The sequence below is a fragment of the Niallia alba genome (genome assembly GCF_012933555.1).
Lineage (GTDB): Bacteria > Bacillota > Bacilli > Bacillales > Cytobacillaceae > Niallia > Niallia alba.
Window position 1 is genome coordinate 4,002,356 of record NZ_JABBPK010000001.1, and the last position, 15,454, is coordinate 4,017,809.

A 15,454-nucleotide genomic window follows, 5' to 3' on the forward strand; every position below is an offset into this window, starting at 1 on the left:
CTCACCTCACTTAAGAAATTACTTTCAATCTTTTTCTGCAAATAATTTATAGCTTATCTTATTGAACAATACGACGATAATTAAAAGAACAACCGTAATGGCTGAAGCATACCCCATCTCGTATCGTGTAAAACCAAAATCATTTGCATGGTCTACAACTAACCAACCAGCATATTGTGGTGGAGGGGTTCCCCCACTTAATGTCGCTGCTAATCCAGAAGCATTAAAGGTTCCGATAATCGCCATTACTGCTCCAAATAGCATTTGTGGTTTCATGGAAGGAATCGTAATATAGAATACTTCTTGCCATCGATTACGAATACCATCGATATGTGCCGCTTCATATAAGGAGCGGTCAATATTTAGCAATCCTGCAAGCATCGCAAGAAAACCAACTCCCATACTTCCCCACAATCCAATAAAGATCATGATAGGCATCAATAAGCTTGGTTCCTGTAAGAACTGTAGTGGTTCCTTAATTAGTCCCCATTCTAATAACCAATAGTTAATATAACCTACCTGGTCCCCACTAAATAGCACCCTCCATACAACCCCCATCATAATAGGGCCTGTAATGGATGGGGAATAAATGATAACTGTATAGATGGTTCTTATTCGATGAGGAACCTGTGACAATAGCCACGCAAGAAAAAAGGCAAATATATAACCAAGCGGTCCAACAATAATCGAATAAATTAACATATTGGAGATTGCATTCTGTAGGAATACCGTATCTCCTGTAAATAAATCAATGTAGTTTTTGAAACCGATAAACTCAGGCGATTGTACTGTGTTAAAGTACGTAAGGGATAAAACAGCTGCCACAACCACTGGTAGTACGATAAGGAGTGTAAATAAAGTGACATAAGGAAAAATAAAAAAGTAGGAAGAGTCCTTTATTTTTCTAAAAATGCCATGTATCCTTTTACGCTTTTTTCCTGTATCGCTAACATCGTTTGGCAGCTTATTCTTGCTGTACTTTTTCATTCCTTCTCACCCACTCTTCTACATTTTCAATGGTTGGAACCTTATACGGTTTGATTAATTTTCCATTTTCCATATAACCAAACTCTGTTAATTTACGTTCCAATTCCCTATCAATTATTTTCACTGCCTGATCAATAGCGATTCGAGGATTTTCCTTATCAAACACTACTTTATTCCAAGCATTACTAATCTCACGCTCTACCATGTAATCACCTGGAACCTTTCCAGTTGTTTGAATCCAATTCCACTGCTCTAATATTTCGCCTTTGGAATCAGATGGCCAAGCACTTTTCTTAAATCCATCGATATTTGCTGTTAAATATAAAAATTGATTTCCTAATATGGACTGAATATTATAAGAGAAGTTACTTTGCGTATCAGCATTCGCCCACCATTTTAATAATTCCCATGACTCTTCTTTCTTTTTACTATCGCTGAAAATGATCCCTGTACTTCCATAAGTTGGATCCCATCGCTCGATAACACCTTTTGAATCTTCGACACCAGGTATAGGCATAACACCCCATTGTCCAGCCAATTCAGGTGCAGCATACTTTAATTGGATATACGTATTGGCGTCTCCAATTCCAACTGGTGATTTTCCATTTCTAAAGTTTTGGAAAAATTCAGAAGTAGTGATAGGAATATTGTAGACAGTAAATAAACTAGTCATAAAATCAAAAGCTTCATAAGCCCCATCCTTATTGATCACAGATTGATTTCCAAATTCATTAAATAATCTACCGCCGAACTGATAAATAAATGGCGTAGTTGTATCAAATCCTTTGAATGAATTATTGGATCCAAGTGGGGTATAAAAATTCATATTATACCTTTGAAGCATCGGCACTAATCCAACAACATCCTCCCACGTTTGTGGTGGTGTTTCACCTAGAAACGATAAAATATCTTTTCGATAGAATAACAGTTTTACATCTTGCGTTTCCGGAATTGCATATACCCCTTCATCATAAATAAAAGGGACAAACGTATTTGGATTAAATTGTTCTGTTAACTCGTAAAATCCATCATACTTACTTAAATCCTCAATAATTCCACGTAACGCAAGCTCAAACGGTCTCGCATGACTTACCCCTAATGCAATATCTGGCGTACTATTTGCGGAATTTGAAAGAATAATTTTATTTTCATCTGGTAATAAAGATAGATTCACTTTAATTCCTGTATTTGGTGTGAATTCCTCATCTATCATTCGCTGCATAAGTTCTACGTATAATCTCGATTGATTTACCCATACTTCAATGGTTTCATCATCAACTACATCCTCTTGATTATATCTAGGATTAAAAAAGGAATAAGTAAATGCTTTCGTACTCTCTACGATGCTTGTAAATAACCTTGCATTTGCTTTTGGAATCTTTTCTCCTTCTGTATGAACATAGATCTTATCTAAATGCATTGGATTATACACTAGCATTGGTAAGATCATTTTTATTCTAGAATAAGCGGAGGTTTCATCTTCGATAAATTTATTCATATAATGCGGAAGGTCTTCTGGATTCTTAATAAATTCTTTTATCACTTTCTGAGCAATTTCTAGCTCACTTATAATTGGAAGATCATCCATTCCATAACGTTCCTGAAGTGCTTTCTTTTGAGTTTCGATTCTTTCTGATATACCAATTAAATACTCTTTAATTTCTGGAATATATCGTTCAATTCTCCACTCTCTTTTTTTATCTACAATTCCACCTGTTAATTTCTTCACATCTTTAGAAACAGAATCAATTGCTTCTAAGGTAGTCAATAATTCATGATAAATGTCTTTTACATTGGAATGATTAATGGAAAGTGTCAGCGTATGAGCTCCCTTTTCTAAATAAACGGAGAAAGGTGTTCCTTCATTATCTTTTAATAATTCATTTTTCCAGCTACTAGAATAGGAAAACATATATAGTTCTAGTTCTTTAAATGGTACTTTTCCATCGAATTCAATTCTTCTAAAGGTCGGCATTCCATTATTTGTATCTTGAGCGTATTTTAAGGTAATATTGTAATATCCACTTTCTTCAACTTCAAAATTATATTGAACACGGTCTCCAGAATCTCCAAATGAATAACCATCTAACACGTTCAATATTCTATTTTTATAATCATATGGCGTTATTTGTGGATCTCTCACATACTTTGGACGGATGCTTTGTTTGTTCTTTTTCGAAATATTTTCTGCTTCAATCGTAATCAACTTATTAGTATCTGTTTTATCCTGTTTATTTTCCGAATAATATTCAGCATAAGTTGGCGTATCAGATGTAGTATTTGCAATCTCTATATTTCCTACTAAAAGATACCCTTCTGTTACAGATAGCTTAATCGTATTTTTTCCTTTATTTAATTTAAATTTAAGTGGTTCATATGCAAAATGATTAGGGTCTAGTACCCCTTCTTTCTTCCATTCTAAAACCATATTCGATTTAGGACTTAGCTCATCCCCATATCGATCATATTTGCTCCCTTTATCAAGTGTCTCTGTTTGCCAATCTAGTGAAAGATTGAAACTATTCATTTCATTAAATAGTACTTCATCATTAATCTTCATAGATACTTCTGCTAATAGATTTGTTTCTGGTAAAATATAATAATCCAACCAAAACTCATATAAACCTTCTTGATCTATTTCAACATCAAAAGTTAGTTCATCCTTTGGCTCTAAACGAATAACATCTTTTCCATATCCTTCACTTTGGGATGGATCAAATCGTTTTCCACCTTGCATTTCCTCTGGTGTTAATTCATACTTCTTGCTGGGAGTGGCAATTTTCTTCGTTTGCCATTGCTTCTCCACCGTATAATAATTGCTTTCACTCTTAAATCCACTAATATAAGCTTCTATAGCTTCCATGCTTTTTTCTTGTTCTATTTTTGTTAATTCATCATCCGTGCTTTTTTTTAAATTCCCTTTTCCTATTATCATAACGACTGAAATAGCTATGATTAGGAGCGTGCAGATCAATAGTATTATTTTCTTTTTTAATGTCATTTGATCCCAACCTAACAATCAAATTTTCCTTTAAAAGAGAACATCTTTTAAAAACGTTTTCATCCGTAGTCAACTCGATCATTTTTATAAAAGATTGTCGCTACTGTTTTTATCAGACATTCTCTTTTTACTCTATTGTTATTTATTATATTGGCGTAAGTAGTCATCTAAATAAGCATTCATTGTTTCATCCCATTCAGCTGCAATATCGCCAAATCTAACTCCCTCATCTTTAATTTTATTTTTTAAAGTCCAAGTATCTAAATTATTGAATGCGTTTGCAACAGCAGGCATATTTCTTGGGAATGGAATTGGATTACTTAGCTGTTGTTGAAATTCTTCGCTTTTAAATGCTTCAAAATTGAATATTGCTAACGGGCTATCTGCAGCGAATCCTTTAACAAATGGGTGTTGTGCTAAAACATCCTTATCAGTTGTAACTGGCCATCCTTGGATAAAGTCCATTAAACTATCTTCTGCACGTAACGGAGCATCTTCTTCTAAACCAGAATATTCGTCAATTAAACTCCATTTAGACAGAAGTCCTTCTTCCCCAAATGATAACCATTTTACTAATTGAAAAGCTGCTTCTGCTTTCACTAGGTCATCTGATAAAGAACTAGAAATGCTTAATGTATCATAATACCCATGTAAACTTGTGCTTCCACCTTCAGGAGCTTGTGGCATTGGATAAATATCTATATCCATTTCACGATTTTTCACTAGCTCATTAACATCTGAACTCAATGCATACATCCATACATTTCCAATCGCTTCTAAACCGTCTCCCCATGGCCAACCTAAGTTTCCAACTTTACTTACACGTTCTTCTTCTGTTAAATCATAGAAATGCAATCCTTGCTTGCCTTCTTTAGCAACTAACTCAAACCATTCTCCAAATTTCGGACTACCAGAAAAATCCCATCTTTCTGTTTCGCTATTATATCCTTTCCACCCATTTGGAATGCTATCGAAATAGTGTGGTCCAAGCTCTGAAAAGTCAATAATACCTGGAAAAATTGGTTTAGATGGTGTTAATTGAGCCACTTCACTACGAAGATTTTCATACTCCTCATAAGTCCAATCATAAGAAGGAATCGAAATATTATTCTCTTTTAATAGCTTTAAATTGATTGCTGGAAATTGAGAAACAGACATCCAAGGAACACCGTATATTTCCTCTCCGTCATAACTCATCATAAAGCTTCTGGCATTATCGGAAATAGAATCTGCCTCTTCATCACTTTCAATATAAGGAGTTAAATCTAATGTTAACTCTCTATCATAGGCTTCTGCAGCTAACGGGGAATAGAATACATCTGGAAGTGTACCTTCAGATGCTCTAGCTGTTAATACTTCCATTTTTTCGAAATCATCCATCTCTCCTGTAAATTGACGATCTCTTGTTACCGTTATGTTAGGATATTTTTCCATGAACTTTTTGATATTAAGAACCATTGGATTTGTTTCATCATTTTCCCCATAAAAATTATTTGCATAAACTAATTCAATTTCTTTTTCTTGCCAATCTGGAACTCCGTTTTCATCTTCATCAATTCCAACAATACCAGCGTAATCATTTTTCTCTTTTTCAGATTCATCTGTTTTTGTATCATTAGAGCATGCAGATAATAGAAGTGAAAATACAATTAATAATGATAAGAATAAACACAATCTTTTTTTCATAGTGACCCTCCACAATAATGAGTTTAATGATTCTTTTGTAACAGTAAAAAATCAGAAAAAATGGTCATTCATCACGAGGTAAACGTTTACGTAAACTTGCTGCGTAGCGATAAATAACTTCTTTCTTTTCCCCCTTTTATCTATTCTATCTGTTACAAAACCATTTTCTTATATAACTAATCTTTTTGAAACCGTTAACATTTTTAGAAATAGTGGATTATTTATCTTCATTTTTTATTTTTTTTTATAAAAGAAAACGTTTACTTAATATAAACTGTTGAATAGAGATATAAGACACCTTTTCAACGAGATATTTCCTTTAATATCCACATAACACAAGAAATATGTCCTTTCTTATCTCAATGTGCATAAAGTCAAAACCACCAAAAACTCATACAAAGACATGTATGGGAAAAGTATGTGGAGGAAGCAGATCATCTTCGTCATAGACAAGATATAAAGAGATTTACGCCAAGCGAAAGAAACAATTAAACGTGTTTTCCCAGCTGCAAAAGAAGAGCAAGGCATGCGATGGACAACTTTAAGGGGACTTAAAAAATTGTCTATGCTGGCGATACACCATGAACCTAAAGAAAATGGCAAACTGGACTTGGTACAGTCCAGAAATATGCTAAATACAATAAAGTAACGAAAAAACTAGAATAACAAAAGGGAATCAGAATGAAAACATTCTGATTCCCTTTTGTTTACAAACTGTGAACTATAGTATAATCTACAGTTCCTAGAAAAAACTTCGCTTTTTGAAGCAATTATTTGCCTAAAGTTTTTTGAATCCTAACCTTGCCAAAGTGGCAAACTTTTGGTTCAAAAAACACAAAATAAAAACCACCAAATATGTATTTGGTGGAGACGGTGGGACGTGCAATTCCATGCTTTCGTCATGGCACTGACTATATCTTGAACCTGTAATATTTAGTTAGGTCCTTTGGCGTCTTATACGAAATATAAATTTACTTAAAAGTAGCATTTCGTATCCTAGTACTACCAAGTTCCTTGGCAGCCTATAAGTCGATACACGGCTGTTGAATTACTTCACATACCGCTCGGCATTGCCTTATCACAATCTATGTGACTTAGGTTTCACCGATAAAGCCAAATTTTCACTTGCATGTTACCACACAAGGCGACTAATATTAATCGAACCCACGTCCAGAAACATCGGCACTTAAGCTTCTACGAGTGTAGTCAACATATTCGTATTTCGCTTATTCTTCTGCCTGTTGACAGGCGTCCGATAAGCTAGTCTGGTTGTTCTCTTCCTTCTTCCTCAGACGGTGGAATCCGGCGTAGCCCACTTAAAGTGAGTCCCTGACCCTACCACATGGGCGATGGAGGGAGGAACCGCTAAGCGCTATTAAGCAGCTAAAGCGAAGTTGTTTTGTTGTTTGCCAGTTATAGGCTTTGACGTTTTAACGAGGCCGATCCCCTCGACTCGCAACCTAAGCTCGAACTATCCCTGTCGAATCCGTAGCGTCCCCATTATAAGGATAAAATCAAGTAATTGTTACATTACAAGATTCTTAGCATTTAAGCTTAACGTTTCGGAAGCTCTGAAATAGGAGCTTAAAGTTATGTTGTCTTATCGACATAAATTATTATAACATAACTGGAGCGTATTTCAATTGTAAAGTTTTGGATTACATTTTTTGCCTTTCACGTAAAGCACGTTCAATACTGCGATTTGCTTCTTTACGTTTTAAAGTTTCACGCTTGTCATAGTTCTTTTTACCCTTACCTAGACCAATCAAAACCTTTGCATAGCCATTTTTAAAATACAGTTTCAGTGGAACTAAAGCATAGCCCGCTTCTTTTGTATCCCCGATTAACTTATTAATTTGTTTGCGATGTAATAAAAGCTTTCTTGTTCTTAATGGATCATGATTATAGCGATTTCCTTGTTCATATGGACTAATATGCATACCAAGCAAGAAGACTTCTCCATTAATAATACGCGCATACGATTCTTTTAAGTTTACTCTTCCAGCACGAATTGCTTTAATTTCTGTTCCTTGTAGAACAATCCCTGCCTCATAAGTCTCTTCAATAAAATAATCATGATTTGCTTTTTTATTTTGAGCAACTAATTTCCCTTCACCTTTTGGCATATCTCTTCCCCCTACTCTGCCAATAATTTTAACAAAAGAACCGCTAATGTTCAAACATCCCCTGCATGGGGTTTCCTTATTCTAAAGAATCCCCATACAATCATGTATCTATTTTATTAACGTTTCTTTTTCTTTCTCTTTGCTTTTGGTGCATTCTCAAAGTGTTTTCTATCATTCTTTCCTTTTCGTCTGGATTCTCCTGATTTACCTTTTCGATCAGCATCTTTGTCTGATTTACCTTTACGTGGTGCACGAGAGACACTGCCCGTGGAGAATACCTTGCCATCTTTCTTCGGATCTCTGCGGCGTGTTCCTTTCATGCCGACAATTTCAAAGTCGATGGCACGTTCATCTTTATTTACATTTACGACTCGAACAGTAATTTCGTCTCCTATGCGGAAGACCTTCCCTGTTCTCTCACCAATCATGGCAAAATGACGTTCATCATAACGATAGTAGTCATCTGTCATATAGCTTACATGGACTAGTCCTTCAATCGTATTGGTAAGTTCTACGAACATTCCAAAATTCGTAACAGAGCTAATAATACCATCGTATTCTTCGCCAATTTTATCAAGCATGTACTCTGATTTCTTCAATTCATCTGTTTCACGCTCTGCTTCTACTGATCTTCTTTCCATATTAGAAGAGTGCTCTGCAATTTCGGTTAAGCGGCTATTCCATTTTTCTTGTATCGCCGAACTAACATCTCCCTCAATTAAATACGTACGTATTAGACGATGTACGATTAAATCTGGGTACCGTCTGATAGGTGAAGTAAAGTGCGTATAAAATTCGGTTGATAAACCAAAGTGGCCTAGACTTTCAGGATAGTATTTCGCCTGTTGCATGGAACGCAGCATGACAGTTGAAATAACCATCTCTTCAGGTGTTCCCTGTACTGCTTCAATTATTTCTTGTAACGCTCTTGGATGAACAGAATTCGCTGTACCTTTCACGATATAACCAAAGTTTGTAATAAACTCGAAAAATCTTCTTAGCTTTTCTTCTTTTGGATCTTCGTGAATACGGTAAATAAAAGGAACCTGCATCCAGTGGAAATGTTCAGCAACTGTTTCATTAGCTACAAGCATAAACTCTTCAATTAATTTTTCAGCAACAGAACGTTCTCTTAAAATAACATCCTGAGGCTTCCCATCTTCATCGACAATTACTTTTGATTCCTTAAAGTCAAAATCAATTGCACCACGAGTCATACGTTTTTTACGAAGGATTGCTGCTAGCCCTTCCATGCGCTCAAACATTGGTACAAGGGGTTCATACTTCTCTCTCAATGCTTCATCCTTATCATGTAAAATCGAATTTACATCTGCATAAGTCATGCGTTCTGTTGTTTTAATAACACTTTGAAAAATTTCGTGATTCACAACTTCACCATCTGGCGCAATTTCCATTTCACAAGACAGCGTTAAACGATCCACTTTTGGATTTAAAGAGCAAATCCCATTAGATAAACGATGAGGAATCATGGGAATTACACGATCTACTAAATAAACACTCGTACCTCTTTCCTCTGCTTCTACATCAATAGGGGAATTTTCTGTTACATAGTAGGAAACATCAGCGATATGAACCCCTAGTTTATAATTACCATTTTCTAAAAGAGTAACGGTAACAGCATCATCCAAATCTTTAGCATCTGCACCATCAATGGTAACAATCGTTTCATTGCGTAAATCACGTCTATTAGCAATTTCTTTTTCATCAATGGTATCTGGCGCGCTGTTTGCTTGCTCTAATACATTATCAGGAAAAGCAAGTGGTAATCCATGCTTATGTATTACCGATAATATATCAACACCTGGATCATTTTTATGTCCTAGTATTTTAACAACTTCCCCTTCTGCATTTTTTCTGCCTTCTGGATAAGAAGTTAATTTAACCACTACTTTATGGCCTTCAATAGCACCTTTTGTACTTCCTTTTGGGATAAAAATATCAGTCGCGATTTTTTTATCATCTGGTATTACAAAGCCAAAATGCTTGCTCTCTGAATATGTACCAACAATTTGCTGTACGCCTCTTTCAATAATTCGTACAATCGTTCCTTCTCTTCTTTGTCCAGAGCTTTCAGAAGTGACACGTGCTAATACAATATCACCATTTAACGCAGTTTTAACTTCATTTGGCGGGATAAAAATGTCATCCATGCCTTGTTCTTCAGGAATAACAAAAGCAAATCCTTTTGCATGACCAGCTAATTTCCCCCGAATAAGGTTCATCTTCTCTGGAAGTCCATAGCGATTGCTTCTTGTCCGAACAACTAGCCCCTTCTCTTCCATCTGTACAAGTGCCTTGACAAAATCTTTAAAGTGAGAAGAATCCTCTATTCCGAAAGCTTCTTCTAGCTCTTGCACGGTTAGTGGTTTATATGCTTCATCTTTCATATAAGTTAATAGCTTCTCGACATTTTCCTTAATTATATCTTCCAAACAAAAAACCTCCTTTACATCTTATTCATTCCAATCTAGTTTTTCTAAAAACTGATAGAAATCCTCAAAAACTTTTTCTTTTTCTTTATCATGTGTAATAACATGTCCAGAGTTTTCATACCATTTAATATCTTTTTGAATCGATTCCACTTCTTCATATATGATATTCGCACTATTTGTATCAATCATTTGATCATGTCGTGCCTGAATAACAAAAACTGGTGAATAAATAAGATCAACCGATTCTCTTACTTCTTTGATTAAATTTTGTAATTCCTTTAATGTATTCATTGGCTTAAATTGAGCCATTTCCTGCTCAATAACTTCTTCTGATTTCTTCTCTCGCTGCTTATAATTACGAGCATATTCAAGTACGCCTTCATACATAACATCTTCACTTTTAATGTACATTGGAGCACACATAGTTACGATACCCTTTACAGGTACAGTGTAACCTAATTTAAGGGAAAATACCCCTCCTAAAGAAAGACCTCCGACGGCAATTTCTTCAAACCCCATCTCTTTTAAATGCTGGTAGGCTTCCGTTACATCCTTCCACCAATCCTTTGGACCGTATTCCACTAATTCCTCTGGCGGTACCCCATGACCTTTATATAAAGGTACATAGCAAGTGTAGCCCTTTGTATTTAAATATCTGCCAAGTAAGCGTACATCTGATGTATTTCCCGTAAAGCCGTGCAATAAAAGCACTGCACGTTTATTATCTCCTTTAAAGGTTAATGGTTTCTGTTCTACTATTTTCATTAGATAAACGCTCCTTTGTCTTATTATCTTCTCCTTCGTCCTTATATATAATTAAATTACTATGTTTGTTAGAAAAAGAACTATCCTTCTATTGTAGTAAAAAAGAAATAGAAGAATCCAGTAATTTGATTACTTCATTAATAGTCGTTCCGTCTTTTTAATCAGCACTTATGTATGAACCAACTTGTTTTCCGAAAAAAAACCTGACCTTTCATGGCCAGGTTTTTTTATCTATACCGAATTTCGTTATTATAGATCAAAATAACTAACTGCAATCGTTAAAACAAAGAATAGAATCGCTAAAACGATTGTTGCATTGTGAAGGATTAATTCTAAACCACGTGCTTTTTGTTTACCAAATAACTGCTCTGCACCACCAGAAATTGCTCCAGATAGTCCAGCACTCTTACCATTTTGAAGAAGTACTACTACGATTAATGCAATTGCAACGATAATCAATAAAGTAATCAAAACTGTGTGTATCATCTCAAACACCTCCATTAAAACCAACCTACATTAGTTTAAATGTATCATATTTTATGTTTTGTCACAATAGTATGTCGCGTCTTTATCATAATAATTAGTAGAATGTATTTTTTGATGGTAGGTAATAGAGAGAACTCTCTTGATTAAGGGATGATCTTTGCTAGTTTGTTCTCTGTTACCTTTTCCTGCTGTTTCTCTTGCTCTCGGTCACAGAGGAATGATGATGCTCTTCTTTCCCCTCTTCCTTCACTATTAATAAAAAAACACTCTAGCTTATAGGAAATCTCCTAAAGCTAGAGTGCAATCAAGTTAAGGAATCCTTAACTTCAATTATTTTTTTAGGTTGTAGAAAGATTTAAGACCATCGTATACTGCTAACTCGCCAAGCTCGTCTTCGATGCGAAGAAGTTGGTTGTATTTAGCAATACGGTCTGTACGAGATAATGAACCAGTTTTGATTTGGCCAGCGTTAGTAGCAACAGCGATGTCAGCGATTGTAGCATCTTCTGTTTCACCAGAACGGTGAGAAACTACTGCTGTGTAACCAGCACGTTTAGCCATTTCGATAGCTTCGAAAGTTTCAGTTAAAGTACCAATTTGGTTAACTTTGATAAGGATTGAGTTTGCAATTCCTTTTTCGATACCTTCAGCTAATTTTTTAGTGTTTGTAACGAATAAATCGTCACCTACTAATTGAACTTTTGAACCGATACGGTCTGTTAATAATTTGTGACCTTCCCAGTCGTTTTCATCTAAACCATCTTCAATAGAGATGATTGGGAATTCGCTAACTAATTCTTCATAGAAGCTTACTAATTCTTCAGAAGTTAAACCAGTACGGCCTTCTCCTGCAAGATCGTATTTACCAGTTTCTTTGTTATAGAACTCAGAAGAAGCAACGTCCATACCTAAGAATACGTCTTTACCTGGCTCGTATCCAGCTTTTTTGATTGCTTCAATGATTACTTCTAATGCTTCACGGTTAGAACCAAGGTTTGGAGCGAATCCACCTTCGTCACCAACAGCAGTGTTTAAGCCTTTAGCAGAAAGAACTGCTTTTAATGCGTGGAATACTTCAGCACCAGTACGTAGAGCTTCTTTGAAAGTTGGAGCTCCTACTGGTAAGATCATGAATTCTTGGAAATCTACGTTGTTATCAGCGTGTGAACCACCGTTGATGATGTTCATCATTGGAGTTGGTAATTGTTTAGCATTGAATCCACCAAGGTAACGGTATAATGGAAGACCTACTACTTCAGCAGCAGCATGTGCAACAGCCATAGATACACCTAGGATTGCGTTAGCACCTAATTTACCTTTGTTTTCTGTTCCATCAAGCTCGATCATTGTTCTGTCGATTCCAACTTGATCAGTAACGTCCATACCGATAATTGCTTCAGCAATTACTTCGTTTACGTTTTCTACTGCTTTAAGAACACCTTTACCAAGGTAACGAGATTTGTCACCATCACGTAATTCAACTGCTTCGTATTCACCAGTTGAAGCACCAGATGGAACTAGTGCGCGACCAAAGAATCCTGATTCAGTTAATACTTCTACTTCTACTGTTGGGTTACCACGTGAATCTAATACTTCACGAGCATAAACTTGTTGAATATAAGGCATATTTATTCTCTCCTTTAATTTTATTACTTATTTTTTAATAATAGATGTTCCAGTCATTTCTGCTGGTTTATCAAGTCCTAATAAATCTAACATAGTAGGAGCAAGATCTCCTAAAATACCATCTGTACGTAATTCAGCATTTTTATCTGTTACGATTACAGGAACTGGATTTGTTGTATGTGCTGTCATCGGTGTTCCATCAAGTGTTACCACTTCATCTGAATTACCATGGTCAGCTGTGATAATTGCTTTACCACCTTTTTGTTCAATTAAAGTGATAATTTTTCCTAAACATTCATCAACTGTTTCAATCGCTTTGATTGTTGGCTCAAGCATTCCGGAGTGCCCAACCATATCAGGATTAGCGAAGTTTAGAATGATTGCATCAAAATTATCTGCTTCAATTTCCTTCAATAGTGCATCTGTTACTTCATACGCACTCATTTCAGGTTGTAAATCATAAGTTGCCACTTTTGGTGAATTGATTAAGATACGTTTTTCACCAGGGAACTCTGCTTCACGTCCACCGCTCATAAAGAAAGTAACATGTGGATACTTTTCTGTTTCAGCGATACGAAGTTGAGTCAACCCATTTTGTGAAAGGACTTCACCTAATGTGTTATCCAAGTTTGTTGGCTTGAATGCAACATACCCATTTACTGTTTCACTAAAATGAGTTAAACATACAAAGTAAAGATTTTTTGGATGTTTTTCTCCACGATCGAATGAACGGAAGTCTTCATTTGTGAAAGTATTAGAAATTTGGATCGCACGGTCTGGACGGAAGTTATAGAAAATAACAGCATCTTCATCTTTAATTGTCGCAACAGGCTCACCGTTTTCTTTTGTGATTACGGATGGAAGTACGAACTCATCAAAGATTCCGTTATTGTAGTTATCTTCTACTACTTGTAATGGATCAGAATATACTGGTCCTTCTCCATATACCATTGCACGATATGATTTTTCTACACGATCCCAACGTTTATCTCTATCCATTGAATAGTAGCGTCCAGAAATCGTAGCAAATTCACCTACACCGTATTCAGCGATTTTTTCTTGTGTAGCTTTAATGTATTTTTCAGCAGTCTTTTGACCGACGTCTCGGCCATCTAAGATTCCATGAATATATACATTTTCGATTCCTTCTTCTTTTGCTAGACGAAGAAGTGCATACATATGTTCAATATGGCTATGAACTCCACCATCAGATAATAATCCAAATAGGTGTAGATTTTTGCCTTTTTCTTTTACATGCTTCATTGCATTAACGAAAGTTTCGTTTTTGTAAAATTCGCCTTCTCTGATAGAAACATTTACTCTAGTCAAACTTTGATATACGATCCGGCCGGCACCGATATTCAAATGTCCAACTTCAGAGTTACCCATTTGTCCTTCTGGAAGACCAACAGCTTCCCCGCTAGCTACTAAAGTAGCATGAGGATAAGCGTTCCAATATTTATCGAAATTAGGCTTATTTGCTTGTGCTACTGCATTTCCCATGCGTTCGCTTCTTAAAGCAAAACCATCTAAAATGATTAAAGCTACTGGAGATTTACTCATTCTTACCTGCCTCCAATAAAGCTAAAAAGCTTTGAGCCTCTAGGCTAGCCCCACCTACTAATGCTCCGTCAATATCTGGCTGTGCCATATATTCTTTAATGTTCTCAGGCTTAACGCTACCGCCGTATTGAATACGGATATGTTCAGCAACTTCTGGAGAGAATTGCTCACTTACTACTTTACGGATATGTGCACATACTTCGTTTGCATCTGCAGAAGTAGAAGATTTACCAGTTCCAATTGCCCAGATTGGCTCATATGCAACAACTGTTGCTTTTGCTTGTTCTGGAGTTAAGCCGTTAAGCGCTTTTGTTACTTGAGTTGCAACAAAGTCATTTGTTTCGCCGTTCTCTCTTTGCTCTAGTGTTTCACCACAACAAACAATTGGAGTTAAACCATTTTCAAATGCAGCGATTGTCTTCTTGTTAACAGACTCATCTGTTTCGTTAAAGAACTCACGACGTTCTGAATGACCAAGTACTACATATTTTGCACCGATATTTTCTAATGCTACTGGGCTGATTTCACCAGTAAATGCACCATTTTTTTCGAAATGCATATTTTGTGCACCGATTTTCACATCTGTGCCATCTGTTAATTCTACTAATTGTCCTAAAAATAACGCAGGAGCACAAACAACTGTATCCACTTTTTCACTTGATGGAACAGAAGCTTTTACTTCTTGAACAAACTCAACCGCTTCAGGAAGCGTTTTGTTCATTTTCCAGTTACCTGCAATAATTGGTTTGCGCATGGTTATA

General features: G+C 35.9%; 10 protein-coding genes, 1 other RNA gene and 1 pseudogene. 1 reads left to right on the forward strand and 11 read right to left on the reverse strand.

Annotation, left to right across the window (positions count from 1 at the left end; genetic code table 11):
• Positions 1–24: 24 nt before the first annotated feature.
• From HHU08_RS19195 to HHU08_RS19205, 3 genes are all read right to left on the reverse strand, one after another.
• Positions 25–987 (reverse strand): carbohydrate ABC transporter permease, encoded by a 963-nt coding sequence (locus tag HHU08_RS19195; protein ID WP_016203852.1) that lies wholly within the window; start codon positions 985–987, stop codon positions 25–27.
• Positions 965–3,988: an extracellular solute-binding protein gene (locus HHU08_RS19200; RefSeq protein ID WP_040343720.1), complete on the reverse strand. Its 3,024-nt coding sequence runs from the start codon at positions 3,986–3,988 to the stop codon at positions 965–967. The genes HHU08_RS19195 and HHU08_RS19200 overlap by 23 nt, the downstream gene beginning before the upstream one ends.
• Before the next feature lie 138 nt (positions 3,989–4,126).
• Positions 4,127–5,674, reverse strand: coding sequence for an ABC transporter substrate-binding protein (locus HHU08_RS19205; RefSeq protein WP_016203854.1), 1,548 nt, complete (start codon positions 5,672–5,674; stop codon positions 4,127–4,129).
• Between the two features lie 345 nt (positions 5,675–6,019).
• Here HHU08_RS19205 and HHU08_RS25170 point away from each other — a divergent pair.
• A pseudogene (locus HHU08_RS25170) lies at positions 6,020–6,309 on the forward strand (transposase); the annotation flags it as partial.
• 520 nt (positions 6,310–6,829) lie between these two features.
• Here HHU08_RS25170 and ssrA read toward each other — a convergent pair.
• The 8 genes from ssrA to tpiA all read right to left on the reverse strand — a co-directional run bounded on the left by ssrA (position 6,830) and on the right by tpiA (position 15,447).
• Positions 6,830–7,165: a transfer-messenger RNA gene (ssrA, locus tag HHU08_RS19215) on the reverse strand.
• Between the two features lie 167 nt (positions 7,166–7,332).
• Positions 7,333–7,800 carry an SsrA-binding protein SmpB gene (gene smpB, locus HHU08_RS19220; protein ID WP_016203855.1) on the reverse strand — a complete coding sequence of 156 codons (468 nt, stop codon included), beginning with the start codon at positions 7,798–7,800 and terminating at the stop codon, positions 7,333–7,335.
• 116 nt (positions 7,801–7,916) lie between these two features.
• Positions 7,917–10,208: a ribonuclease R gene (rnr, locus tag HHU08_RS19225; protein ID WP_407939869.1), complete on the reverse strand. Its 2,292-nt coding sequence runs from the start codon at positions 10,206–10,208 to the stop codon at positions 7,917–7,919.
• A gap of 66 nt (positions 10,209–10,274) precedes the next feature.
• Complete coding sequence (locus tag HHU08_RS19230) at positions 10,275–11,018, reverse strand: alpha/beta hydrolase (protein ID WP_016203857.1); 744 nt, start codon at positions 11,016–11,018, stop codon at positions 10,275–10,277.
• Between the two features lie 249 nt (positions 11,019–11,267).
• Positions 11,268–11,501 (reverse strand): preprotein translocase subunit SecG, encoded by a 234-nt coding sequence (secG, locus tag HHU08_RS19235; protein ID WP_031540682.1) that lies wholly within the window; start codon positions 11,499–11,501, stop codon positions 11,268–11,270.
• 333 nt (positions 11,502–11,834) lie between these two features.
• Entirely contained in the window at positions 11,835–13,130 is a 1,296-nt protein-coding gene (gene eno / locus HHU08_RS19240) for a phosphopyruvate hydratase (protein WP_016203859.1), read from the reverse strand.
• Between the two features lie 27 nt (positions 13,131–13,157).
• Positions 13,158–14,693, reverse strand: a complete 1,536-nt coding sequence (gpmI, locus tag HHU08_RS19245; RefSeq protein ID WP_169189061.1) for a 2,3-bisphosphoglycerate-independent phosphoglycerate mutase — start codon at positions 14,691–14,693, stop codon at positions 13,158–13,160.
• Complete coding sequence (gene tpiA, locus HHU08_RS19250; protein ID WP_016203861.1) at positions 14,686–15,447, reverse strand: triose-phosphate isomerase; 762 nt, start codon at positions 15,445–15,447, stop codon at positions 14,686–14,688. Before tpiA ends, gpmI begins: the two co-directional genes overlap by 8 nt.
• Positions 15,448–15,454 lie beyond the last annotated feature (7 nt).